This is a genomic window from Parasutterella muris (genome assembly GCF_943193095.1).
Classification (GTDB): Bacteria; Pseudomonadota; Gammaproteobacteria; order Burkholderiales; family Burkholderiaceae_F; genus Parasutterella; species Parasutterella muris.
On the sequence record NZ_CALPCV010000006.1, the window covers coordinates 80,067 to 105,139 of the forward strand.

Genomic DNA, 25,073 nt, shown 5'->3' on the forward strand with positions numbered 1-25,073 from the left:
AGGAGCCCGAAGGCTCCCTGTGCCTCAGATTAATTCAATCAGAGTGTACGGGCCACCTCTTCGACCTCAAAGATCTCAAGACGGTCGTCCACCTGAATGTCGTCATTGCCTTTAAGAGAGATACCGCACTCGGCGCCCGCCTTGACTTCCTTAACGTCGTCTTTAAAGCGGCGCAGAGAATTGATTTCTCCCATCCATTTAATGACATTGTTGCGCAAAAGACGTGCGTGCGAGCTGCGTTTGACGACCCCTTCGAGCACCATGCAGCCTGCCACGGAGCCCACTTTGGGCACGTGAATGACCTGACGAATTTCCACCAGACCGACATGGTTTTCACGACGTTCCGGCGTCAGCAATCCGCCCATCGCCGCTTTCACGTCGTCTACAGCATCGTAAATAATGTTGTAGTAACGAATATCGATACCGTTGTCCTCGGCAAGTTTTCTTGCCAAAGAGTCGGCACGAACGTTAAAGCCGATCACAACCGCATTGCTGGCAATCGCAAGGTTGATATCAGACTCGCTGATACCGCCAACCGCCGCATGAACCACGCTAACCTTGACTTCGTTGGTAGAAAGTTTGGTCAGCGCGTGTACCAGAGCTTCCTGAGAACCCTGTACGTCGGCCTTGATGACCAGAGGCAGGCTCTTGATTTCTCCGTCTCCCGGACCTCCAAAGATCTTATCCAGACCGCCGGCCGTGTGTTTGAGCTTGATTTCACGGTATTTGCCCTGACGATAGTTCGCCAGTTCGCGGGCTCTCTTTTCTTCCTGCAGAACAAGGATTTCGTCGCCTGCCTGCGGAACGCCTGAAAGACCTTGAATCTCCACCGGAATCGAAGGACCTGCGTGCTGAACCTGTTTGCCGTTTTCATCGAGCATCGCTCTGACGCGGCCGAATGTTGCGCCGGCGAGCACAATGTCGCCTCTCTTGAGTGTTCCGGACTGAACCAGAACGGAAGCAACGGCGCCTTTGCCTCGGTCAAGTCTCGATTCAATCACAACACCCTTGGCCGGGCCCTCTTTGACGGCTTTCAGTTCGAGAATTTCAGCCTGCAAAAGTACGTTTTCCAAGAGTTCGTCCACGCCCTGTCCGCTCTTAGCGGAAACGCAGATGAAAGGCACATCGCCGCCGTATTCTTCAGGAATAACGTCGGCAGCAACCAGTTCCTGCTTCACGCGTTCCGGGTTAGCTTCCGGCTTATCGATCTTGTTGATCGCGACCACGATCGGCACATTGCCCGCTTTGGCGTGCGCAATAGCCTCTTTCGTCTGCGGCATCACGCCGTCATCGGCCGCAACCACCAGAATCACAATATCGGTCGCCTGAGCGCCGCGGGCTCGCATCGCGGTAAACGCTTCGTGTCCGGGGGTATCCAGGAATGTAATAATGCCGCGCGGGGTCTTCACATGATAAGCACCGATATGCTGTGTGATACCACCCGCTTCACCGGCCGCAACCTTAGTTCTGCGGATGTAGTCAAGCAGTGAAGTCTTACCGTGGTCAACGTGACCCATGATGGTAACAACCGGAGGTCTCGGCTCTTTCGGATACTTGTTCTGCAGTTCTGCTTCTTCCTCTGCAAGGAACGCTTCCGGATCTTCCGGCTTAGCGGCCGTCGCACGGTGGCCCATTTCCGTCACAACGATCATCGCCGTATCCTGATCAAGAACCTGGTTGATCGTCACCATGTCGCCAAGCTTCATCATGGTCTTGATGACTTCGATCGCCTTAACGCTCATCTTCATGGCCAAATCGGAAACCGTGATGGATTCCGGAACAACTACGTCGCGAACGATCGGTTCCTGCGGCGCATTCTGCTGCTGTCTGTTCTGATGCTGATTCTTAGCGTGACGCTTAGATCTGCGGTCATTCTTCCAGCCGCTGCTTTCCTCACCTGAGGAATCTCCGCCGCGGGTTTTAAGCGTACGGCGCTTCTGGTTTTCGTCACCCCAGGAGTCTCCGTTCTTCTTCGAAACCTTGTTTTCTTTCTTAACACTGTTCTTATGCGCTTTCTTCGGTTCGGCTTTCTTTTCTTCGGTCGGGGTTTTGGGCGCATTCAAAACTTTTTTCGGTGCCGACATCATTTCACGAATAGCGCGGGCTTCAGCTTCAGCAGCCTTACGAGCGGAATCACGCTCGCGGGCGACTTCCTGTTCTTTAGCCTGAGCTTCGCGTTTGGCTTTAGCCTGTTCGGCTGCTTTTGCCTCTTCCGCGGCTTTGCGGCGGGCAGCAGCCTGTTCGGCGTCAGCTGCGCGTTTCGCGGCTTCAGCTTTTTCTCTTTCGAGCTTTTCCTTAGCCGCTTTTTCAGCTTCCTCACGCGCTTTGCGCTGAGCTTCCTCACGAGCGCGTGCAGCCGCTTCTTCCATTTCTTTGCGCGCTCTTTCCTTTTGTTCGGAAATCGCTTTTGCGGCTTCTTCACGAGCCTTGCTGACCACTTCCGGGTTCTTCACAAGGACATGACGCCTTCTCACTTCAACCTGAACAGCGTGGCCGCCGTTTCCGGACTGAGTGATCACGGTTTTTTTGCGTTTGGTCAGCGTAATCTTGCGCTGTCCGGCCTTTTCGCTGCCGCGAGCAACCTGAAGGGCGGTAATCAGTTTCTCTTTTTCAGAGTCACTGATCTCATCATCCGATTTGGACTGTGGCAGTCCCGCTTCTTTAAGCTGCTCAAGCAGGACGCTGACGGGCATCTGAAGGGTTTGGGCTAATGTCTCTACTGTATTTTTTGCCATATATTATTGTTCTCCCGTCGTTACTGGTTCCAATGTTCGCGGGCCTTAGTAATAAGTTCCGCAGCCTTCTCTTCGCTGATACCGGTCATTTCAACCAGCTCGTCAGTAGCCAAGTCGGCAAGCTGTTCAAGATTCGTGATGCCGGCCGGATGCAGCTTCTCTGCGATTTCTGTCGTCATACCGCTGAGGTCGATCAAAGCGGGATCAGCCCACTTCAGCAGCTCTTCCCTCTTGAGCGCTTTTGTGATCAAAGCGTTGCGTGCGACAGAACGAAGTTCCTTGACGAGGTCTTCATCAAACTGTTCGATGCTGAGGAGCTCTTCCTCCGGCAGATAAGCCACTTCTTCAACGGTTTCAATACCGTTTTCAATCAGAAGCTGCGCGATTTCCTCGTCCACGTTCAGCGCGTCCATAAGTTCTTTGCGGCGCGGTGCGATTTCTTCTTCACGCTTTTTCTCTGCCTGATCGTGATCCATCACGTCAATCTCATAGCCGGTCAGCGCCGAAGCAAGCTTCACGTTGATGTAATCGGTGCCCTTGGCGATTCTTGTGTTTTCTTCATCCGGAGTCACAACTTCCATTCTGCCCTCATCTTCATGAACGATGATGGAAGAAATCGTTGCCGGAGAAAGTGAGCTGATCACGAACTCAGCGGGCTGATCCGACCAGCGGATAATGTCGACTCGTTCGTTGAAGAGCTCGGAAGAAACGCTCTGAATGCGGGCGCCGCGAACACCGACGCAGCTGCCGATCGGATCGATTCTCTTATCCTTAACCTGAACGGCGACTTTAGCGCGGCGTCCGGGGATACGCGCTACGCCCTTCATCTCAAGCAGGCCTTCGTTGAATTCCGGCACAACCTGACGAAGCAGTTCGGCAAGGAACTCGTTGCAGGTACGACTGAGGATGATCTGCTGCTGACGAGAGGTCGGATCAATCTTAAGAATGTAGGCACGAATGCGGTCGTTGATACGATAGATCTCGTTGGGGATCATTTCGCTTCTCGGCAGACGAGCGTCGATACGGCCGATTTCAACGATCATATCGGACTTATCAAAGCGCTTGACCTGACCGGTCACGATCTTAACGTCCTTGTAATTGGCAAGGAATTCGTTAAGCAGCTGAGTACGCTCCGCTTCTCTCAGCTTCTGGAGAATGACCTGTTTGGCATCAGTCGCGAAACGGCGGCCGGTAACATTGACTTCTTTAAGAGGCTCTTTAACGTAGTCGCCGATTTCTGTCGGGCCCTGATCGCTGTAGTCTTCTTCGGCTTCCCAGTGAAGAATTTCACGATCGGGTTCCTGCAGACCGTCCTCATCGGGCACGATCTTCCACTGACGCCAGACCTGCTGATCGCCGGTCTCGGGGTCGACTTTCACTACGATGTCAGCGTCTGTTCCGGGGAATTCGGATTTTTTTACCGCGCTCGCGAGCGCGCTTTCAAGTGCGCCGAGTACGACGCTTTTGTCCACGTTTTTTTCATGGGCGAGGACTTCAACCATTTCTAATAAAGCTCGGCTCATTTATTTCGATCCTTTGAAATCCAACTCAGGAATCAAGTTGGCTTTTTCGATATCTTTGAAGGGGAAACTCACAATAACTTCCGGTTCGGCCGGTTTATTCTTCGCGGCCTTCGCGGATCTGTTCTTTTCACTCGGTGTACGTGCAAGGCGTCCTTCGCACAGTTTCAGCGTGAGGACCGGATTGGTCTCCTCGCCTTCAACGCTGAGCAGCGTTCCGTCCATGCGGCGGCGTCCGTTTTCCGGAAGTCCCGGCGCCATGAGCGGCGTAAACAGTTCAACATGAACCATCTGACCGACGAACCGAACAAAGTCACGTGCGCGCTTCAGGGGACGATCCACGCCCGGAGAAGACACTTCAAGACGGTCATAATCCACATTTTCAACCGTCATCATCGTATTAAGCTGATTGCTGACTCGTTCGCAGTCGTCAAGGGAAATACCGCCTTCCTTGTCGATCGTGACACGGATCAGGCCGCGCGCTAATCTCTCCACGTCGACAAGCTCGTATCCAAGCCCTTCAACCGTGGTATCGATCATCTCAAATAACTGTGCTGAAACTGCCATTTACCGATACACCTAATTTTCAAAAATCAAAAAAAAATGGGCCGCAAAGCCCATCTTTATAAATACTATGATAGGGACGTGTTCGCACACAAAGCGGACACGCTGTCAGGGCCGATTCGCTGTTTCAGCAGATCGCCCTAACATAATTTGCCGTAATTCTACACCCTTATTTGCCCTAATATTCGGAATTATCGTAACTTTTCTTTTGAGTTAAATCGGCCGCGGCTCGGTCTGCGTCTTGCGGGAACCCCTTCGATACGTCCCTCGGAAAGGTAGTGTGCCGTGCTTTTCAGAGGATCGACTGCACGCGTCTTCGCTTTTGCGCCGGTTTCAGAGCTCTTGGCTGAGTTTCTCGAATTGGGCGAATCTAAGCCGCCTTTATATCCGATCGCGGCAAACCAGGCCTGAGTCTCTTCCGGTGTCAGCTGTTCAAACTTTCCTCTCGGAAGTTTCTGCTGCAGCTCCAGTTCTCCGTATTTCACACGAATCAGGCGCGAGACCGGCAGACCCACCGCGTCAAACATGCGGCGAACCTCACGGTTTCTTCCCTCGCTGAGCGTCACGTTGTACCAGCGGTTAAATCCTTTGCCGCCGCCCTCCTCAATCGTTGCGAATTTCGCAGTTCCGTCTTCGAGCTTAACGCCTTTGAGGAGCGCTTCTTTCGCTTCAGGCGACATCGTCCCTTGAACACGAACCGCGTATTCGCGGACAATACGGTTGCGCGGATGCATCAGATAGTTCGCGAGCGCGCCGTCCGTAGTAAAAATAAGAAGGCCTTCGGTATTAAAGTCGAGTCGTCCCACATTAATCCAGCGGGCTCCGCCCATGCGCGGCAGATGATCAAAAACCGTCGGTCTGCCTTCCGGATCGTCACGCGAAACGATTTCGCCTGCGGGCTTGTGATAAATAAGTACACGCGGAACATTATTCTCGCGAACGCTCGCTCTGCGCACTGCTCGACCGTCCACGCGAATGATATCGGTCGGGAAGACGCGCTGGCCGATATGAGCGGGCTCCCCGTTCACCGAGATTCTGCCCTCGGCAATGCGCTGTTCCATATCCCGGCGGGAACCGACACCCGCGTCAGCGAGTACTTTTTGAATTTTTTCGCCCTTCACATCCGCGGGCACTGAAGAGGCGGTCCTCGGCTTATTTTCTCCGCGAGGCATTCCGCGCGCGTCCAAAGGACGAACTGTCCGAGGCGCAGCCGATCTGAACGGCGTATTTCTGCCGCCTCGGCTTCTTCTGTTTTCTGTCATACGATTAATCCTTTCCAATTGCGGACCAACACTGGCGGTCCGTGTGTCCCGTATTCGGAACATTCAATATGCTGTTTTATCTCTTTTCTGATTCCCGCGAACTGTAACGCATTGAGCGAAACCCGGACGAGGAACCGCCCCGATCAGAGTTTCTCAAGAAGCGACTTCATCTTGGCCGCTTTCTCGTCCAGTTCCTTCTGTTCTTCCGCACGCTTCTGCGCAAATTCCGTCTCGTCAATATCGTAGAGCGCGGGGCCCTTTGCGGATTTTCTGACCATCTCCAGCACACGCTCATGCTCGCTTAAATCTTCTTCTGAAGCGCGGATCACCGGAAGCTCCCCGACGGAGACACTCTCGTGGCGCGCAACGGACGCGACAGACGCCGCGTCCATATCGAACGAGGTCTGCTGCTGTTTGAGAACCAAGTAAACCTGAGCGAGAAGTTCCGCGTCGAGCAGAGCACCGTGCCCCTCTCTCTCGCGCTGAGAGGTATCGATATTGAGGCGTTTGCAGAGCGCGTCCAGGTTATTGTGCATCTGCGGATAGACGCTTCTTGCGATTTCCAAAGAATCCACAATTTCGCACCCGAGATCGCGAAGCTTGGGTTTGCCGATCTTTTCCAGTTCAGCGTCCAGGAAGCCCTCATCGAATGCCGCGTTATGAATAATCAGACGAGCGCCTTTGACGAAATCGATAAATTCGTCGGCCTTGTCTTCAAACTTAGGCTTGTCGACCAGCATCTCGTTCGTGATCTTATGCACCTCGATCACGTCGGCTTCCATCTTTCTTTCAGGGTTTAAATAAGTATGAAAGTTCCGATTCGTGATGCCGTGATCACTCAGCTCCACGCAGCCGATTTCGATAATGCGGTCGCCTTCTTTAACCGCGAAGCCGGTGGTTTCGGTATCCAGACAAATCTCTCTCACAGCTTTTCCCGTATGTTTTTAATATCGCACGAGTTTAGCGCATCGACCGCTCTTCATCCGCTCAAGCATTCTCTTCAGTTGCAAATTCCGACAATAATGCCAGCTCTAAAAAAAACTTTCCCGCGCCGATGCTCTGGCATTCGGACGCAGGATGAATCATTGAAACTTCTGTTAGTTCAGCGAGGCCGTTTCCAGCATCTTACCGTTAGTCAGCCAGTCGTGCAGCTTCTGTATATCGTGGTTGCGGGCTGCTTTGTTGGGCGCGTCAAGGAAAATCATCGCCACGGGACGTCCGGAAATATTGGTCTGCATAACCATGCAGTAGCCTGCGGCTGTCGTCAGACCGGTTTTCTGAAGTTCGATATCCCAGTTGTCATTAGCGACAAAACTATTGGTTGTGCGGCTCACAACATAACGCTTTCCGACGCTGAAGGAAGCTTCAGGTGTTGTCGAAAGATCACGAATCACATCGTGCTCGGCAGCCGCCGCGATCAAGTGCGACAGATCAAGCGCGGAACACTTGTTACCGTTATTGAGACCGATTGAGTCGTAAAAAACCGAGTCATCCATCGCAAGCAGAACCGCCTTTGCGTTCATTTCGGAAATGAACTTGGCTTTTCCGCCCGGGAATGTTCTTGCAAGGAAATGCGCTGCGCGGTTGTCTGAACTCATTAAAGCCAGATGAAGCGCCTGTTTGCGGGAGAGGACCATGCCTTTTCTCAGCTTGCTGCGTGCGCTTGACTTAACAAAATCCTCGGTCGTCACAGCAAACTTCTGATCCAGATCAACACCGGACTCCACGATCACAAGCGCGGTCATCAGCTTGGTAATGGAAGCGATCGGAAGCGAGGTATCGGCGTTCTTCTCATAGAGAATCTGATCATTTTCCATATCATAGGCAAGCACTGCCGTGGTCGAGAGCGCGAGCGGATCGGAGGAGCCGCGCAGTCCCATCAGCTGAGCGTACGAGGGGCCTCTCACGTGACGGCGTGCGTAGGTCTTTCTCTTCTTTGCGTAATGTTTGGAGGAAGCAAACTTGCGGGAGGCTGAAGAGGAAACTTTCTTAGTCGTTTTGCGGGCGGCTGCGACGTTCTTCTTTCCTTTGGAGGCTTTCTTTGCGCTTGCGGCCTTCTTTGCCGGGGCTTTTGCGGTTTTTGTCGTGTTCACTTTCTTAACCGATGCCGGACGCTTGTTCTGAGCTGCCTGAACTTCCGGCGCCGCTGAAGCCGTTAAAAGAAAAAATGCACAAAAAAACGACGCAAGTAGCCGCATTTACTTCCCCTTATGATTTGATTTGCCGCACGCAGTTAAATTTTGACTTTATTTATGCTTAGATGCAAATAAAGAAGCACGTAAAATCCGCCAGTTGGCAGAAAAATACGGGAAATTACCTATCAAAAATCCGCAGGCAGCATTAAAAACTTACCATTTTCTTACGATGCTTTCCCACATTTTTTTCAGTCTTTTCACACTAATGGGTACAGGAGTTCGCAATTCCTGCGCAAAGAGCGAAACACGAAGCTCCTGGAGCATGTTGGCGAATTCGGCAAGCTGCGGATCATAGACGCCCTTACGCGAAGCAAGCTCACGCTTATAGGGGACCGTCAGTTCATGGATGCTTTCCATGCGTTCGGCGTCCCTGTTCGGATCGTTTCTCAGCCGCTCAATGCGTACCTGAATCGCTTTCATATACCGCGAATAGTGTTTGAGGCGATCCATCGGTACCTTCCTGATAAAGTGCGGTTCAAACAGATCGAAAAGCTGCTGCGTGATATCTTCGTGCACTTTTTCGTAGGCTTTGATGCCGTTAAGCTTTTGCTGAGCGAGCGCGGCTTCGGCAACAATCGCGGAAAGAAGCCTCCCGAGTTCGAGTGCGAGCAGATTCAGTTTTTCTTTGACTCTGCCGAGCATTTCCCCGAATTGTTCTTTATTCATCGGGAGCTCCTCCGTAAACGCGGCGCTTTCAATCGCAGCGTCAATCACGTCGGCTTTGATTTCCTCAAATGACGGAAATGCTTTTCTAAGGCTCACGATTGACGCGCCCTGTATCTGCGTTGTCTGAAGCGACTTCAGATTTTTATCGAGGTATTTAATCTGCTCCTTCAGAGCGATTCGAATCAGGCGCACCAAACCTTTCTTATGAAGCTCCTGAGCCTGCTGGGGATCGTCAAAGACCTCAAGAGAGCAGTATTCTCCTTTATCCACGAGCGCGGGATGTCCGATTAAAGAAAGGCCCTTGCGTTTAATTTCCATGACTTCGGGCAGTTCTCCGAAATTCCATTCCGTAATTTGCTCCTGCAGCTCTTCTGCAACTTTGCTGTCTTTTGAAGCGATATTCTGAAAGGTCTCTCGCGCCTGAGCGCTGAGCGCGCTTCTCAGCTGAGGGATGCTTCGCGACATATCGAGCTGTCTGCCGTGTTCATCCACCACTTTGTAATTCATGCTGAGATGCGGCGGCAGCATTTCCAATTTGAAATCCGCCTTACGGATATCGATTCGGAACTGTTCTTTGGCTTCGGCGATAATCGTCTCAAACAGGTCTCCTTTAGGGACCTCGTGACGCTGAGCAAAGGCTTTCGCCCAATCGGGCAGCGGCACAAAATGACGTCTCAGCCTCTGCGGAAGACTCTTGAGAAGCATCTGAACTTTTTCTTTGACCATACCGGGCACGAGCCACTCGAGTCGTTCCGCGTCAAGCTGATTCAGCGCAAAAAGCGGCACCGTAAGTGTGACGCCGTCGCGAACGCTGCCCGGATCAAAGTTATAGTTGAGCGCCATCGGGACGCCGGCGATTTCCAGTTTCTTCGGGAAATATTCGATCGTAATGCCGGAAGCGTCATAGCGCATCAGATCGGTTTTTGTCAGGTAAAGCAGTTTCTGGCTGTCCTGCTCTACCTGAGCGCGCCACTTATCAAAAGTGCTCTGACTGATAACTTCTTTCGGAATCCGTTTGTCATAAAAGTCATAAATCAGACTGTCGTCCACCAGCACGTCCGGACGCCGTGACTTGTGTTCCATCTCACGAATATCACGGATCATCGCCATATTGTGCTGCCAGAACGGCGCCCTGCTCTCGTAGTCCTCCTGTACGAGCGCTTCTCTGATGAAGAGTTCTCTTGCGAGCGCAGGATCTTTCTTAGAGAAATCCACTCTTCTCTGTCCGTACACCGGAAGACCGTAGAGCGTCGCTTTTTCAAACGCGACCACATGACCGGCTTTCTTTTCCCAATGCGGATCACTCCAGGATTTTTTCAGAAGGTGCGCTCCGACCTTCTCGAGCCATTCCGGCTCGATATTGGCGATCGTCCTCGCATATAAGCGTGACGTTTCCATTAATTCGGACGCCATGATCCATTTGCCGCTCTTTTTCGCAATGGAGGAGCCGGGCCAAGGCCAGAACTTAATGCCTCGGGCACCTGTATAAGGCGGAGTGCGGAAATCCGCATCTAAATTCTTAAAGCCGACGTTGCCCAAGAGTCCCGTAAGCAGCGCCTTGTGCAGCTGCTCGTACGTTGCGGGCGCCGTATTGACGCGCCAGCCGAGTTCCGCGACCAAATCCTTCAGCTGTCGATATACGTCGCGCCACTCACGAAGGCGTTTGACCGAAAGAAAATTCTGACGGAACTTCTGATCGAGCAGTCGATTGCTTTCTTTATTCGCAATTTCGTTCTGCGTCCAGTTCCAGAGTTTGAGCCAGGAGTTGAAGTCACTCTTATCATCACCAAATTTTTTATGCGCTTCAGCGGCTTTTTCCTGAGCGTCCAAGGGTCGCTCGCGCGGATCCTGAATCGAGATCGCCGAAGCAATAACAAGCACTTCGGCAAGCGCCTGATTTTCTTCAGCGGCCTGCAGCATGCGCGCAATTCTTGCGTCCAGCGGCAGGCGAGCGAGTTTCCAGCCGATTTGTGTCAGCTCTCCGCCTCGCTCCGTCACGGCATTCAGCTCCCTCAGAAGGTCGTAACCGTCGGAAATCGCTCTCGGAAGCGGCGCTTCGACAAAAGGAAACTCTCTGACGTCCGTCAGGTGAAGTGATTTCATGCGAAGAATAACGGTTGCCAAAGAGCTTCGCAGAATTTCCGGATCAGTAAATTCCGGTCTGCGATTGAAATCGTCCTCGTCATAAAGACGAATACAGATACCGTTGGCGACACGGCCGCATCGACCGGCTCTCTGCTGAGCGGCCGCCTGACTGATCGCCTCGACCTGCAGCTGTTCCACCTTATTGCGGTAGGAATAGCGTTTGACACGAGCCAGACCGCTGTCCACCACATAACGAATCCCGGGAACCGTCAGCGAGGTTTCAGCGATATTGGTGGAAAGAACAATCCTTCTTCGGCCGCCGCTCCGGAAAATTCGGTCCTGCTCTTCGATACTCAGGCGAGAAAACAGCGGAAGAATTTCCACGCCCTTCTGCGCGAATTCGGAAAGTGCTTCAGAAGCTTCACGGATTTCGCGTTCGCCGGGAAGAAAGACCAGAATATCTCCGCTGCCCGCGCTCATCAGTTCCGAGCAGGCATCGGCGATCGCGCTCATCATTGTCTTATCGTCGCTCTCGTCCGTATCTTCGATCGGACGGTAGCGGATTTGGACCGGATAGAGACGCCCCGAAACATTAATAATCGGAACAGGTTTTCCGTTGACCGGCTCAAAGTGTTTGGCAAAACGTTCCGAGTCGATCGTCGCCGACGTGATAATAACTTTCAGATCGGGGCGCTTAGGCAGAATTTCCCGCAGGTAGCCGAGCAGGAAATCGATATTGAGACTTCTTTCATGCGCCTCGTCAATGATAATCGTGTCATATGCCTTTAAGAGCCGGTCGTGCTGAGTTTCAGCAAGGAGAATGCCGTCTGTCATCAGTTTGACGGACGCGCCGGGCTGGATTTCATCTTTGAACCGAATCTTGTAGCCCACGACAGAGCCGAGCTCGGCGCCCATTTCCTCAGAAATTCTTTTTGCAATCGACGTTGCCGCGATACGGCGAGGCTGAGTGTGTCCGATCAGGCCTTTTGTGCCGCGTCCGACCATCATTGCGATTTTAGGAAGCTGAGTTGTTTTACCGGAACCGGTTTCGCCCGAGACGATCACAACCTGATTATTTTTTATCGCTTCGGCGATTTCATCTGCTCTTTCGCTAACCGGCAGCTGCTCTTCGAGCTGAAGTTTTGGCGGAACGTTTCTGACTTCGCTCTTTTTGCCTGAAGACGGTGCTGTCTCAGTCTTCTTCGGCTGTGTTTTATTTTTTACTTCTTTCTTCTTTTCGGCCTCCGCGCTCGATCCGATCTGATGGCGAAGCGCCTTCAGCTGAGAAAAGTCCTTCAAAGAAGTTCCGGGCTGTTTTTTTACCGGAACCTTGTTCTTCTGGGGCGTTTGTTTTTTCTCCGGCTGCTCAGTCTTCTTCTCTGTTCGAGGAACCGTCTTTGGCACATTAGGCTTTTTGTGCTGCGTCGGTTTTACATTCTTTTCAGCAGCCTTCGGTTGTTCTGTTTTCTTTGCGGCCGCCGCTTTTTCAAGTTTTGCTCTTAAATCTTTAAAGTTGTCTGCCATGGCAGTGGAATTCTTTTTCAATAAGTAATTCGAGTAAGGATAAAACTTTTTCTTCAATTAGTTAGGCAAGATTATGCCCGAGACAAGGAATATCCAAACGATTAAAGACTGCGCAAATGTTTCAAAAGAAGTATCGGTGCGCCTAAAAAATCAGAAGACCGCAGCCATCCCGAATTTCTCTTAAACCAATCCGCTCAAAACCGCAGAATGAAGATCCGCAGAAAATATTCGGCGCATCAAAATCATTAAAATGGTCCCTAATTTTTATACAACCTTTATTCTTGATTTCGACAATGACTGACACCACATCCGATATGGAAGAGCCGGGCCTTGAATGGGTTGACTGGTTCAGAAGCGTCGCGCCTTATATTCACGCCATTCGCGGCAAGACCGTCGTAATCTGTCTTGCGGGTGAAATGATCCGGGAAGATCACTTCAACAGCTTCATCGCCGATATCAGCATGATGTCCGCGATCGGCGCAAGAATTGTGCTCGTCTACGGCGTAAGACCGCAGGTCGAAGAACTCATGGGACTGAAAGCCGTCGAGTCCCGCTACGTAAGCGGCATTCGCATCACCGACGCTCAGGCGCTCAGCTGCGTAAAGGAAGCCGCAGGCGAAGTCAGATTGGATATCGAGGCCGCTTTCTCACAGGGACTGCCGAACACTCCGATGGCGCACAGCCAGTGCCGCGTCGTCAGCGGAAACTTCGTGACCGCGCGCCCCCTCGGTATTATCGACGGAACCGATTACCAGCTCACCGGCGTTGTCCGCAAAGTAGATAAGGAAGCGATTAAAAGAGAACTCGATTTCGGCAATATCGTGCTGATCGCTCCGCTCGGCTTCTCTCCGACCGGAGAGGCGTTCAATCTGACCTGCGAAGATCTTGCCTCCTCTGTCGCGGGCGAACTTAAAGCGGAAAAACTCGCCTTCCTCACTAATGTCGACGGTGTCAGAAGATTCGGTGAAGTCGTCACCGAACTGACGGTTCAGGAAGCAAACGAATTTGTGAGCAAAAAACTTGTCGATGACGAGGATATTTACAACCTTCGCTACGCTCTTAAGGCGCTTAACCTCGGCGTCTCGCGCGTGCACATTGTCCCCTACGCGCTCAACGGCGGCATTCTTGAAGAGTTCTTTACGCACGACGGCGTGGGGACCATGATCACGTCCGAGAATCTCGAGTCGCTCAGACAGGCAACCGCAGACGACGTCTCCGGCCTCATCAAACTGCTTGAACCGCTTGAAGAAGACGGTACCTTGGTGAAGCGCCCGAGAGAAAAGCTTGAACGCGAAATCAATCGATTCTATGTGCTTGAGCATGACGGAATTATTTACGGCAGTGCAGCCCTCTACCCGTTCCCCAACGAGAAGCTCGGAGAAATGGGCGCACTGACGGTTGACTCCGCCTATCAGGGTTCCGGTGACGGCGAACGCCTTTTAAAACATATTGAAAACGAAGCCAGAAAAGTCGGACTTACCCGATTGTTCGTGCTGACCACTCGAACCATGCATTGGTTCCTCAAGCGCGGATTCCGCCCGGCAAGCGTCGAGGACCTTCCGATCGAAAAGCGCAAACTCTATAACTGGCAGCGCCGTTCACAAATCTTTATCAAAGATCTCTAGCTATTTTGGAGAATCTCTGTACACTATCCCGAAACTTTTTAAAGGAAATATACAAATGGCACATATGGTTCAGTGCGTAAAACTCGGCCATGAGGCAGAAGGCCTCGATCTGCCGCCGCTTCCCGGCGCGCTTGGCATGAAGATTTACAACAACGTCTCCAAAGAAGCCTGGGAACAGTGGAAGCATCTTCAGACCATGATTGTTAACGAAAACCGCCTTTCTATGGCTGATCCCCGCGCCCGCAAGTGGCTGATGGAACAGATTGAAGCGCATTTCTTCGGTGAAGGCGTTGCCCATCCCGAAGGCTACGTTGAGCCCGAAAAGAAGGCCTAAGCCTTTCACCGCCGACACCAAACTCCGCCCGCGCGGAGTTTTTTTATTGCCGGACGCAAATACCAACTTATACGCATCAGTCGTTTTAAATAATTTGCGAGAAAAACTTCGCAGCAGCCTGCGCCTTCGAAATGAGAATAAAAATATTATCGAAAATCCATAAATTTCAGGGAAAATTTTTCAATAATGTACTATACATCAAGGCATTCACTCATTTAGGAGATATGTGATGACTCTTAATCGTCGTCAGCTTTTTCGTCTGACCGGCGCCTCTCTTGGTACCGCTCTTGTTTCTGCCGGCTCTTCCGCCGCCTTTGCCGAACAGCCGGAATTTACCGCACCGACTAAACAAAATCCTTTGCTCTTATCCTTTAACGAAAACCCGCTCGGCATGAGCCAAAAGGCTAAAGAAGCCATCGCCAGGGCCGCTTTATACGGTTCCCGCTACCCTTTCCAGCAGGTGGTTCAGTTTAAGAAAGACTTGGCTAAATTTGTCGGCGTCACACCCGATGAAGTTCTTCTCACACACGGCTCCGCGGAAGCGATTCGCGCCACAATCGAGGCCTACAACCTGAAGAACACTGTTCTCGTTCAGCCGGAACTGACTTACGGTGACGGCGCGATGGTTGCCGAACACAACGGCATGCCGATCAAGAACGTTAAGATGGGACCGAACTGGAGTGTCGATCTCGAAGCGCTCAAAAAAGCGGCCGCTTCCGAAGCTAAAAAGCACCATGTAATCGTTTATCTGGTGAACCCGAACAACCCCACTTCGACCATTGCCGACTGCGGCTTCTTGATCAAATGGATCAAGTCTCAGCCGAAAAATACCTTCTTCGTTCTGGATGAAGCTTACGGCGAATTTGTCAATGACCCTTCTTTCAAGTCCGGTGTAGAACTTGTAAAACAGGGCTTTGACAATCTGGTCGTCCTGAAAACTTTCTCCAAGATTTTCGCCATGGCCGGTATGCGTCTCGGCTATGCGATCGGTGCCGTCAGCGTGATCAACAAGATCCGTGATCACGTCGCCTACGAAGTCATGATGAATCAGTCCACGCTGGCAGCAGCGATGGCGGAAATGAACGACAAGGAATTCCTTGCCGAATCCAAAGAAAGCAACGACAAAGCTCGTGAAATTCTGTACAAAGCTTTGGATGAACTCAAGATTCCGTATCTTCCGAGCCAGACCAACTTCGTATTTATCGACTTGAAAGCGCCCCTGAAACCGTTCTTCGAACATATGAAGGACGAAAACATCATGGTGGGCCGTCCCTTCCCGCCTGCTCTGCAGTGGTGCCGTATTTCTCTCGGAACGCCTGCTGAAATGACGTACTTCGTCGAGAAACTCAAGGAATTCCGTAAGAAAGGCTGGATATAACCGCTGCCATAGCTGAATAGGATATAACGGAGCCGCGACGGCTCCGTTTTTTAATGCCTAAAAAAAAGACCGCAGCGGTTTTAGGGCTGCGGAAAATGACGAACAATGAAAGGGTAGTCAAACTGTTATGAGGCTGCGAGCTCCTCGGACTCCATCATTTCTTCAGATCGCTCGGAAACTTTCTTCGGGTCATACCGGAGTTTCTGCCAAACCAATACGAGACCAAGCAGCGCGATCGCAGCTAAGTAGCCCCACCAGCGCTGGCTGTGCGGGAGAACGAAACCGGAAATCATCGCCGGGAACATAAATATCACGGTCGAGGCCAAGAGAAGCAGACGCTCGATAATATTGCATTTTCCGATCAGCCAGCCCTGCACCGCAGAAGCCATCGTAACCATGCCGAGGCCGGTCATTGCGAAGATAAAGAAGCTCGCTGCCCAGGAGTCAATTCCAATAAGGAGAATGTCGGAATTAAAGAGGAAGAAGATCGGGATGATCGCTGTGCGGATGTCGTACAAAAAGCCCTGAATACCGACTGAGATCGGGTTTTCTTTGGCGATCGCGGCTCCGGCATAGGCGGCAAGACCCACGGGCGGCGTATCGTCGGCGAGAATACCGAAGTACAGACAGAACAGATGGGCAGCGATCAGCGGAATCACAATTTCCTGACCGTGCAGTGAAAGACCGGTGGAAAGTTCGACAATCACAGGCGCCGTTAACGATGCCATGATGATGTAGTTGGCTGTCGTCGGCAGACCCATGCCAAGAAGCAGACTCGCGACAGCCGTGATCAGGATCATCAGGAAGATGTTGCCCATGGACATCACTTCCACGAAGGATGTGATCTGCTGGCCGAGACCAAGCGAGACGCAGCCCACGATAATGCCGGCGGATGCTGTGGCAAGCGCGACGCCCGCCATATTATTGGCGCCGGCTGCCATAGCGTTCAGTGTGTTTTTAATACCAAACTTGAAGGCGGCCCAAAGATCAGCGTTGTGCAGTCTGGCAATGGCGACAGGCTGAAGAACCATAATGATGGCAAGAGCCAGAATCGCTCTGAAAACGGAGAGCTCTGCAGAATGCATCTCGACCACCAACTCCCAAATAAGCACGGCAAGCGGGATCAAATAATGCAGACCGTTTTTCAGCTCTATCAGAAATCGAGGAAGCTCGCTCTTGGGAAGTCCTCTCAAACCAAGCTTGCAGGCTTCAATATGCGTGATCCAAAGCAGACCGATATAAGAGGCGAATGCCGGAACAGCAGCGGCTTTGGCCACTTCTACATAAGGAACATTGACGTATTCGGCGATGATGAATGCGGCCGCGCCCATGACCGGAGGGGCAAGCTGTCCGTTCACCGAAGAAGCAACCTCGATCGCGGCAGCCTTCTTGGCGGGATAGCCCAGACGCTTCATCAAAGGAATCGTAAAGGTACCGGTCGTCACCACGTTGGCGATGGAAGAGCCCGAAACCATTCCGGAGAGCGCCGAACTCACCACTGCGGCCTTTGCGGCGCCTCCGCGGTACTGTCCGAGTCCGGAGATCGCCAAACGAGTAAAGAACGCGCCGCCGCCCGCGCGGTCAAGCATAGTTCCGAACATCACAAAAAGGAACACGACGGTTGCGGAAACATGAAGCGGCACACCATAGATACCCTGCGTATCCATAGTGATCTGGGAGATGAAACGGGAAAGTGTCGCACCTTTAAAGGCAATTGCATCCGGAAGGTACGGGCCTAAGAAGACGTAGGCCATGAACGCGCCGCAAATCACCGGCAGCGCAGGGCCAAGCACGCGTCTTGTCGCTTCAAGCATCAGGACGACAAGAAGCACGCCGAATATCAGATCTCGTCCGATCGGCTGCCCCGGCCGCTCGGAAATGCCGGCGTAATCAATAACAATATAAAGCGCGGCGATAACGCCTACGATGCCGATCATGAAGTCGACAATCGTGACGCGTTTCATCGCAAGCAGAATACGGAGGTCCCAGCGCGAATTCAGATTGGATTTGAGCGTTGGGAGATTGAGATAAATCAGTGCAAGCGCGAAGGCCAAATGAAACGCCTTCACGTAAAGAGAATCCAGAAGCAGCCACGAAGCGGTGGACATCTGGAAAAACGCCCATGCGAGAGCGACGATATAGGTCAGCTTAGCGGACAGACCTGTCTTATCTCCGACAATTCCTTTTTCGGCCTGCTGCTGAACCTGCTTTTTATATTCCCCGATCACATCTTCGGGCGCGTCTTTTTTAGGTTTGGGAATATACCCGGGAATGCCTGCCTGAGGCAGAAGCATTTCTGTTTTGTTCTTGTCCGTCATGGCGTCCTCTCATTTTTTTGTGGTCCCTACCGGGGGTGCAAAGACCCGCAGGCCGGCGGGTCTTCATTTTTAAGCGAAGCGGCGCTTATTTAATGAGGCCGGCTTCCTTGTAGTACTTCATTGCGCCCGGATGGATCGGAGCGGTCAGGCCTTCAAGCATGCTCTGAGGAGTCAGACCGGCGAGCGCAGGATGCAGCTTCTTGAACTGATCAAGGTTGGTCATCACTTCTTTAGTGATCGCGTAGACAACGTCATCCGGTGTATCCGCCGATGTCACGAGCGTGGCAAGCATGCCGACCGTTTTCACCTTGTCCTTGGCGTTGGTCGCGTCTGGATACTGATCCATCGGGATTTCTGTCATTGCGTAGTAAGGCGCATCCTTCAGAAGATCGCCGACCTCGGTGATCGGAACGATACGGACTTTGCGTTTGCCTGCGGTTGCTTCCTTGATGTTGCCGTTCGGATGTCCGACGGTATAGAAGAAACCGTCAATACGGCCGTCCTGCAGCACGCGGGGCGCGTCAGCCGGTTTGAGCTTTTCGTCTCTGAAGTCTTTGCCCGGAACGATACCGGCATATTTGAAAATATCGGTGGAGTTCACGCGGTTGCCTGAACCCGGGTCGCCAAGGTTGATCGTTTTGCCTTTGACGTCATTGATCGACTTGATGCCGGAGTCTTCGGCTGCGACGAATGTCACGGCTTCAGGAGCAAGAGCGAACACCGCGCGAAGCTTGGAAACGGGCTTGCCTTCCCAGGGACCTTTTCCGTTGTAGGCCATGTACTGTGTATCGGCCTGAGCGATACCGAAGTCAAGATCTTTGGAATCGATCGCGTTGATATTGAATTTAGAACCGCCCGTGGATTCTACGGAAGCGCGTACACCGTACTGATCTTTTTTGGCGTTGACGATTTTGGCAATCGCGCCGCCTGTCGGATAGTAAACACCGGTGATGCCGCCGGTACCAATCGTGACGAATTCGGTCTTAGCCGACACGGATGCGCCGCAGAGCGCAAGAGAAGCGGCCAGAGCGAGCGGAACAAGTTTCTTAGTAAACATAAAATTCTCCAAGCGAAGTGAAAATTAACCATTAGCCGCAGCTGCTCAGCTTGTGGCGTCCGCACAGCCGCTGTATTCGGGGAAGTCGGCTCAGTCTTTTAGACCGATGCGGGTTTGCTTCTGCAAACCTTTTCTTCCTACTTGTACACATGCAAGAAGCGTGCCAACTTTATTTGTAAGCCAAATGCACGGTTTTAGACGGCCTTATCCGACCATCTGCACAGTTATGCACCGATATAGAGAATTAAGAGGATGCAATATGCACCGATTTAGTGCGCTATTTTTGGGCAAGCATTATTTAGTTCCTAAATTAAAATATCAGCCTTGTGCTTTTATTCATTTAGGAGAACAAATTGAGTCAAAAAGAATTTGTCAAACCGGTTGATCTTGAGAACCCCTATCGTCTCTTCAATTTAGGCGGTACGGTGTTTTTGGAAGTCAAAGAAGGCGACGACATCGATGTTATGCCTGCTTCCTGGGCCTGTCCTGCTGACTATACAAAGATGAGTGTCGTGGTGGACTCGACTCACTACTCCCGCAAAATTTTGGATAAGGCTGAATACTTCCTTCTGACCGTTCCGGGATACGGCATCCGCAAGGAACTGCTTTATCTCGGCTCTGTCAGCAAGAACGGCAATCCCAACAAAATTCAGGACAGCGGTCTGAAGTTCTTCAATATTGAAGGCTGTGATTTTCCGCTTCCCGAAGGCTGCGCTGCTTGGGCGCTGATCAAGCGTATTCCTGAAGCGCATATGGAAAAAAGCTATGACATGTTCGTCGGAGAAATTGTCAAGGCATGGGCCGACAGCCGTGTCTTCTCCGACAACCACTGGCATCTGGAAAAAGGCCCGGAAGAGCTTCGCTCTCTTCATTACGTGGCGGGCGGCCATTTCTATGAAATCGGCAAGAGCGTAGAAGTCACGCTCTAAACACAGCAAACGCCGGATCCGATTTTCTCGAACCCGGCGCCTAAAAGCGGACCTCCTCATCGAGGTCCTTTTTTATTCAGAAAAGTCGGAGATTATTCTCCTTCTTCCGTGCCCTTATCGACAACTTCAACCATTTCCTCTTCAATCTTCTTCAGAGTTTCAACGTTTTTGTCTTCGGGTTTCTGTTCAACCGGTTTTTTGTCTGTCTTGCTGCAGTCACATGCCATGATTAGTATCTCCTATACTGTGTTTCTGTTTTAACGGATTACAGCCTTTCCGTATGCTTTTGAGTTTAAGCATGCGGGCAAAGACGGGTAAAATTTCACGACCAATATAGGCATTCTTCACAAAAGGCCCTGTGATGTCAGATGAAGCGCGAGTCACCGATCTGAGAGAAGCGAAGTTCGGTATTCAGAAAGTCAGAAATTCCAGATACGTTTTCGAATACAAAAACATTTGGGATCCGATTAAGAAAAGATCCAAACCGCTTTACCGTATCTCGGTTGGAAAAATTATCGGAAACGAAATCATTATTAATGATGATTACCTAGCCCGTCATCCGCAGCTTGCCCAAGGCGACTTTGTTCTGAAAGACGGAAAACCCGCCTATGAACCGAAGATTGAAGCGCCCTCCTCTCTCTTTAAGGTCAGGGCAATCGACCACTTTGTGCTCACGAGCCCGCGGCCGCAGGTACTCGCGCAGTTTTATTCCGATTTGGGTCTACGCGTTGAAAAAACATCACGGCGTTATGAAGTTTATCTTCCGTTCTCTAAAATAAATATCCACGACGAGAACGACCCGCTTTTGCCCGCGGCGGAAAATCCGACACCGGGCTGCGGCGACTTCTGCCTGGAGATTGAAACCGGAAGCGATCTGCACAAAATCGCCGAAGCGTTTAGGAACCAGGGCGTCGAAGTTGAAGGACCGCTCCAAAGGCATGGCGCCAAAGGAGCGATGCAATCCATTTATCTGAGGGACCCGGACCGGAATCTGGTAGAACTCTCTGTTTACACAGGAAATGAAAATGACACAGCAGGCTGACAATACTCCTAAAGAAGAACCGACGGCTGCCGCGGACACAAATAAAAAATCATCAATCCTTAATCGGGATTTTCTGGCGTCAGCCTCCGTGCATAAATTATTTTGGGGTTATCTGCTCTGCGGAAGCATTTTCTGGCTTTTAGTCTTTTACGGCACCGGCATGGCCTTCTCGTACGGGCCGGACACCAACTATGACGCGGCAGGTCTTTGTCTTTTGATCGTCGCCGTCATTCTGTATCTCTGGGGATTTGTGTTTTCTGTTCTGTCATTCAGAGCCGCGTGGCGCCTGAAGACACAGCCGCTTGCGCGTTACGCGTATCTTTTTGCGCTTGTCATTTATCTCATCACGCTCTTTAGCGGACTCTTTGTATTTATCCATATCGGCATGATGATGTAAAGACGGCATAGGACTCAGGAAATCTCTAACCGCGTAGTGTTAAAAAAATTTCTGAGCATTCCTGAATTCTCGATTTCTTTCCATAAAATAAAAATCTGAACGCTAGCAATTGTTACCGCTAGTCCCTCCAAACTTAGAGATATAACATGGCCCTGATTGTTCAAAAATACGGCGGCACATCCGTCGGCACTACCGACCGAATCAAGAATGTCGCCCGAAGAGTTGCTAAGTGGCACAATGCCGGCCATCAGGTTGTGGTGGTTGTTTCCGCGATGAGCGGAGAGACCAACCGTCTGATCGCATTAGCAAAAGAAATTCAAAAAAATCCCGATCCCAGAGAACTCGATGTGATTGCTTCCACCGGTGAGCAGGTCACGATCGGTCTCCTCGCAATGGCTCTTCAGAATATCGGACTCAAAGCCAAAAGCTATACCGGTCCGCAAGTTAGAGTCCTTACGGATGATGCGTTCACAAAAGCCCGCATTAAAGAAATTGACGGCGACCGCATTAAGAAGGATCTTGATGAAGGAAAAGTTGTCATCGTCGCCGGTTTCCAGGGCTGCGATGAAAACGGCAACATTACAACACTCGGCCGCGGCGGCTCTGATACATCCGCAGTTGCGCTTGCCGCCGCTCTGAAAGCCGATGAATGTCTGATCTTTACAGACGTGGACGGCATTTACACCACCGATCCCCGTGTCGTCAGCAATGCCCGCAAACTGAGCATTGTTGCCTTTGAAGAAATTTTAGAAATGGCCTCTCTCGGCTCTAAAGTTCTTCAGATTCGAAGCGTCGAATTCGCAGGCAAGTACCACATTCCGACCCGTGTACTCTCAAGCCTGACAGACCCTGATATTCCGCTGGATGAAGAGCAAAATTCCGGCACCCTGATTACTTTTGAGGATGATCCTAAGATGGAAAAAGTCGTTGTTTCCGGTATCGCTTTCAGCAGAAACGAAGCCAAAATCACTCTGCCGCACGTCCCTGACACCCCGGGTATCGCTTATAAAATTCTCGGTCATGTCGCCGAAGCCAACATTGAAGTTGACATGATTGTTCAGAACGCCGCTAAGAACGGTTTAACGGACTTCAGCTTCACTGTAAGCCGCAACGATCTTGACAAGACTCTTCAGGTCCTCAAGGACAATGTTCTTCCCTATCTCGGAGAAGAGGGTATCCTGACTGACGCCTCCATCGCCAAGATTTCCTGCGTCGGTATCGGCATGCGCAGCCACGCCGGTGTCGCAGCCAAGATGTTCCGCGTTCTCGCAGAGGAAAACATCAACATCAAGATGATTTCCACTTCTGAAATCCGCACCTCGATCATTGTGGATGAGAAGTACATGGAACTCGCTGTTCGCGCTCTCCATAAAGCATTTGGTCTTGACAAAGAGACAGGCGCTATGGAAGGCTAATCTTTCGCTCTAAAAATCAAATCGGCGCAGGACTTTTAGTTCTGCGCCGTCTTCTTTCTAATTTAATTAACCGAAGTTTTTCTTAATGTGATCCTTCCAGCGTTTGACGTCTTCGTCAATCTTGGGATTTTTAAGAACGTCATTGCAAATAAAGGATTCCATCGGTTTCATGCCAATAAAGGCAAACGCCTTGTGGAGCCAGAAGAAAACGCCGTCGATGCCTTTTCCTTCAAAGAACTGATCTTTTTCTGTGAAAGCCTGAATCGGCGCATTCCAAGTGGAGCTCAGCATGTATTTCTTATCATTCAGAATACCGCCGGTGCCATAGCCCTTGGTCGGAGTTTCGTGATGGCGGCCGTCTCCGTGCGCAATGCCGGGCTGCATCCAGACAAGATCCAGATAGCGTTTAAACTGCCAAGGCGTACTCATCCACCAACCCGGTGTCTGCACGATAACGAAATCAGCGCGTTTAAATTTTTCTGCTTCAGCTGCCGGTTCCCACTCACTGTCTACGAGTGTGATTTCCGTGCTATAGCCCAGCTTCTGAAGTTCTTCGTCGGCAATATTGCTCAGATAATGGTTTAAGCAGCCGCCTCTGCCGTAATTCTCGCAGCCGCAGTCAATAATCAGTACGTGCTTAGGCATTTCACTACTCCTAGTTAATTGCTCGATTTTAATGATAGAACCGTTTTATCCGTCCATCGCTTCTTATTTCAGGTATTCCGCCTCAAACTGTCTGACCTGGCGGTAAAGCTTCTCGTTAAACGGCACGTTTAAGCCGAAGCTAGCCGCCTTGTCGATCACTGTTCCTGCGAAGCTCTCAACTTCCGTCGGGCGCTTAGCCAAACGGTCCTGCCGCATAGACGGCATTCCTTTTGGGTTCAGCTCGTCAATAATTTTCAGATATTCTTTGAAATCCTTCTCGCTAAGCCCCGTGCCCTCGAGCTCCGAGAGCTTCAGCACTTCGCGCATCGCTCCGATCATGACATCTCTGGCCTCTCCCGGCTTATGAATCATCTCGAAGCAGCCGTTGTAGACGGAAAGCGTTTGGTTCACACCGACATTCAGCATCCATTTGCACCACATTCGATGAATAATATTGCTGTCGACCAAATGCGGCATTTGAGTTCGGCGGAAGAATTCAACCGTATCCTGCAGAGCTTCGATTTGTGATCGATTTTGCGGGCTGAGGCCGATCACAAGTTCTCCAAACGTGCGGTACGTCAGTGTGTTGTTCTGAAACAACGCGTCCATCCTCTGCGCCACACAATGCACAATCTTTTTCAGTCCGAGCTCTTCAGCAATGATGTCTTCGCTGGAGATTCCGTTCATGACCGAGACCACGATGGTATTTTGATCCACTGCGTCCTTAACCAAGCGAAGGGCCTGTCTCAGGACCGGCGCCTTAAGAGCCACGATTAAAAGATCCGGCGCTTTATTGAGTTCTTTAGGACTTTTAAAGCAAAGGTTTGCTGGCGTTCCGTTGACGGTAATTCTTTCCTGACGATAACGCTCCACGCGATGGGGTTCCGCCAGGAAATAAGTTTGTTCAGAAGGAAGCTGAGGTGACAGGAAAGAGCTGTACATCACGCCAAGCGCGCCTCTTCCGAGAATTGCTGCTGATTGGATTGTCATTGGCAGAGTAACCGTTTAGTCAATATCAAACCGCTTGAAGTTTTTGAGATTATCACTTTTTATCGATCTTTCGAGCGGGAGAAAGTAATGCGACGCATGTAAAGTCATTCTGCCGAATACTTGTGCTGTTTCAAATCTGTAAAGAGATATCGAACTTATCAAGCGCCTGCTCAGCGCTGCGCAATGAAAAGATTTAAACCTGAATTCCCAAAATTCTAGGAGCTATTTTTACAAATAGTCTCATCTTCAATTTAACCAATTGATTTTATACCCCTTTTGAGCAAGGCATGGATGGACTTCTTTAACTTCATAGGCGATAATTATAACCTATGAAAGAAACCAATCACCCTACAAATATGGATAGCAAAACTCAGGAACAGTGCTTCTTAGAA

Annotated in this window: 19 protein-coding genes; 7 read left to right on the forward strand and 12 right to left on the reverse strand. The window is 51.1% G+C overall.

Annotated features, from left to right (window positions below):
• Positions 1-38: 38 nt before the first annotated feature.
• From infB to hrpA, 7 genes are all read right to left on the reverse strand, one after another.
• Positions 39-2,735, reverse strand: a complete 2,697-nt coding sequence (gene infB, locus NFR90_RS03850) for a translation initiation factor IF-2 (RefSeq protein ID WP_251450870.1) — start codon at positions 2,733-2,735, stop codon at positions 39-41.
• 20 nt (positions 2,736-2,755) lie between these two features.
• A complete protein-coding gene (gene nusA, locus NFR90_RS03855) occupies positions 2,756-4,258 on the reverse strand; it encodes a transcription termination factor NusA (protein WP_160334341.1) in 1,503 nt (500 codons plus the stop codon).
• Positions 4,259-4,822 carry a ribosome maturation factor RimP gene (gene rimP, locus NFR90_RS03860; RefSeq protein ID WP_160334342.1) on the reverse strand — a complete coding sequence of 188 codons (564 nt, stop codon included), beginning with the start codon at positions 4,820-4,822 and terminating at the stop codon, positions 4,259-4,261. It lies immediately after the preceding gene.
• A gap of 188 nt (positions 4,823-5,010) precedes the next feature.
• Positions 5,011-6,081 (reverse strand): 23S rRNA pseudouridine(2605) synthase RluB, encoded by a 1,071-nt coding sequence (gene rluB / locus NFR90_RS03865; RefSeq protein ID WP_251450872.1) that lies wholly within the window; start codon positions 6,079-6,081, stop codon positions 5,011-5,013.
• Positions 6,082-6,224: 143 nt separating this feature from the next.
• A complete protein-coding gene (dnaQ, locus tag NFR90_RS03870; protein ID WP_160334344.1) occupies positions 6,225-7,007 on the reverse strand; it encodes a DNA polymerase III subunit epsilon in 783 nt (260 codons plus the stop codon).
• Positions 7,008-7,178: 171 nt separating this feature from the next.
• Positions 7,179-8,279, reverse strand: coding sequence for a D-alanyl-D-alanine carboxypeptidase family protein (locus tag NFR90_RS03875; protein ID WP_251450874.1), 1,101 nt, complete (start codon positions 8,277-8,279; stop codon positions 7,179-7,181).
• Positions 8,280-8,429: 150 nt separating this feature from the next.
• A complete protein-coding gene (hrpA, locus tag NFR90_RS03880; protein ID WP_251450876.1) occupies positions 8,430-12,551 on the reverse strand; it encodes an ATP-dependent RNA helicase HrpA in 4,122 nt (1,373 codons plus the stop codon).
• Positions 12,552-12,844: 293 nt separating this feature from the next.
• Between hrpA and argA the strand changes: the two genes are divergently transcribed.
• The 3 genes from argA (at position 12,845) to NFR90_RS03895 (ending at position 15,888) form a co-directional block, all read left to right on the forward strand.
• Positions 12,845-14,176: an amino-acid N-acetyltransferase gene (argA, locus tag NFR90_RS03885; protein WP_202074520.1), complete on the forward strand. Its 1,332-nt coding sequence runs from the start codon at positions 12,845-12,847 to the stop codon at positions 14,174-14,176.
• Between the two features lie 55 nt (positions 14,177-14,231).
• Positions 14,232-14,510: an oxidative damage protection protein gene (locus NFR90_RS03890; RefSeq protein WP_160334347.1), complete on the forward strand. Its 279-nt coding sequence runs from the start codon at positions 14,232-14,234 to the stop codon at positions 14,508-14,510.
• Positions 14,511-14,739: 229 nt separating this feature from the next.
• Positions 14,740-15,888 (forward strand): pyridoxal phosphate-dependent aminotransferase, encoded by a 1,149-nt coding sequence (locus NFR90_RS03895; protein WP_160334348.1) that lies wholly within the window; start codon positions 14,740-14,742, stop codon positions 15,886-15,888.
• A 125-nt stretch (positions 15,889-16,013) separates the two neighbouring features.
• Here the strand turns inward: NFR90_RS03895 and NFR90_RS03900 are convergent, their stop codons facing one another.
• Positions 16,014-18,206, reverse strand: a complete 2,193-nt coding sequence (locus tag NFR90_RS03900; RefSeq protein WP_251450878.1) for a TRAP transporter permease — start codon at positions 18,204-18,206, stop codon at positions 16,014-16,016.
• Positions 18,207-18,291: 85 nt separating this feature from the next.
• On the reverse strand, positions 18,292-19,263 hold the full coding sequence (locus tag NFR90_RS03905) for a TAXI family TRAP transporter solute-binding subunit (RefSeq protein ID WP_251450880.1): 972 nt from the start codon (positions 19,261-19,263) through the stop codon (positions 18,292-18,294).
• Positions 19,264-19,616: 353 nt separating this feature from the next.
• Between NFR90_RS03905 and NFR90_RS03910 the strand changes: the two genes are divergently transcribed.
• Positions 19,617-20,192, forward strand: a complete 576-nt coding sequence (locus NFR90_RS03910) for a flavin reductase family protein (RefSeq protein WP_251450883.1) — start codon at positions 19,617-19,619, stop codon at positions 20,190-20,192.
• Positions 20,193-20,284: 92 nt separating this feature from the next.
• On the opposite strand, the gene NFR90_RS11615 is transcribed toward NFR90_RS03910, so the two are convergent.
• On the reverse strand, positions 20,285-20,419 hold the full coding sequence (locus NFR90_RS11615; protein ID WP_255453126.1) for a hypothetical protein: 135 nt from the start codon (positions 20,417-20,419) through the stop codon (positions 20,285-20,287).
• A gap of 134 nt (positions 20,420-20,553) precedes the next feature.
• Here NFR90_RS11615 and NFR90_RS03915 point away from each other — a divergent pair, with 134 nt between their 5' ends.
• The 3 genes from NFR90_RS03915 to NFR90_RS03925 all read left to right on the forward strand — a co-directional run bounded on the left by NFR90_RS03915 (position 20,554) and on the right by NFR90_RS03925 (position 23,046).
• Positions 20,554-21,234, forward strand: coding sequence for a VOC family protein (locus NFR90_RS03915; protein ID WP_251450885.1), 681 nt, complete (start codon positions 20,554-20,556; stop codon positions 21,232-21,234).
• Complete coding sequence (locus NFR90_RS03920; protein WP_160334353.1) at positions 21,218-21,631, forward strand: hypothetical protein; 414 nt, start codon at positions 21,218-21,220, stop codon at positions 21,629-21,631. Before NFR90_RS03915 ends, NFR90_RS03920 begins: the two co-directional genes overlap by 17 nt.
• Positions 21,632-21,777: 146 nt before the next feature.
• A complete protein-coding gene (locus tag NFR90_RS03925) occupies positions 21,778-23,046 on the forward strand; it encodes an aspartate kinase (protein WP_251450887.1) in 1,269 nt (422 codons plus the stop codon).
• A gap of 66 nt (positions 23,047-23,112) precedes the next feature.
• Here NFR90_RS03925 and NFR90_RS03930 read toward each other — a convergent pair whose 3' ends face one another.
• Both NFR90_RS03930 and NFR90_RS03935 read right to left on the reverse strand, forming a co-directional pair.
• Complete coding sequence (locus tag NFR90_RS03930; protein WP_251450889.1) at positions 23,113-23,691, reverse strand: NAD(P)H-dependent oxidoreductase; 579 nt, start codon at positions 23,689-23,691, stop codon at positions 23,113-23,115.
• Between the two features lie 63 nt (positions 23,692-23,754).
• On the reverse strand, positions 23,755-24,681 hold the full coding sequence (locus NFR90_RS03935; RefSeq protein ID WP_251450891.1) for a ketopantoate reductase family protein: 927 nt from the start codon (positions 24,679-24,681) through the stop codon (positions 23,755-23,757).
• Positions 24,682-25,073 lie beyond the last annotated feature (392 nt).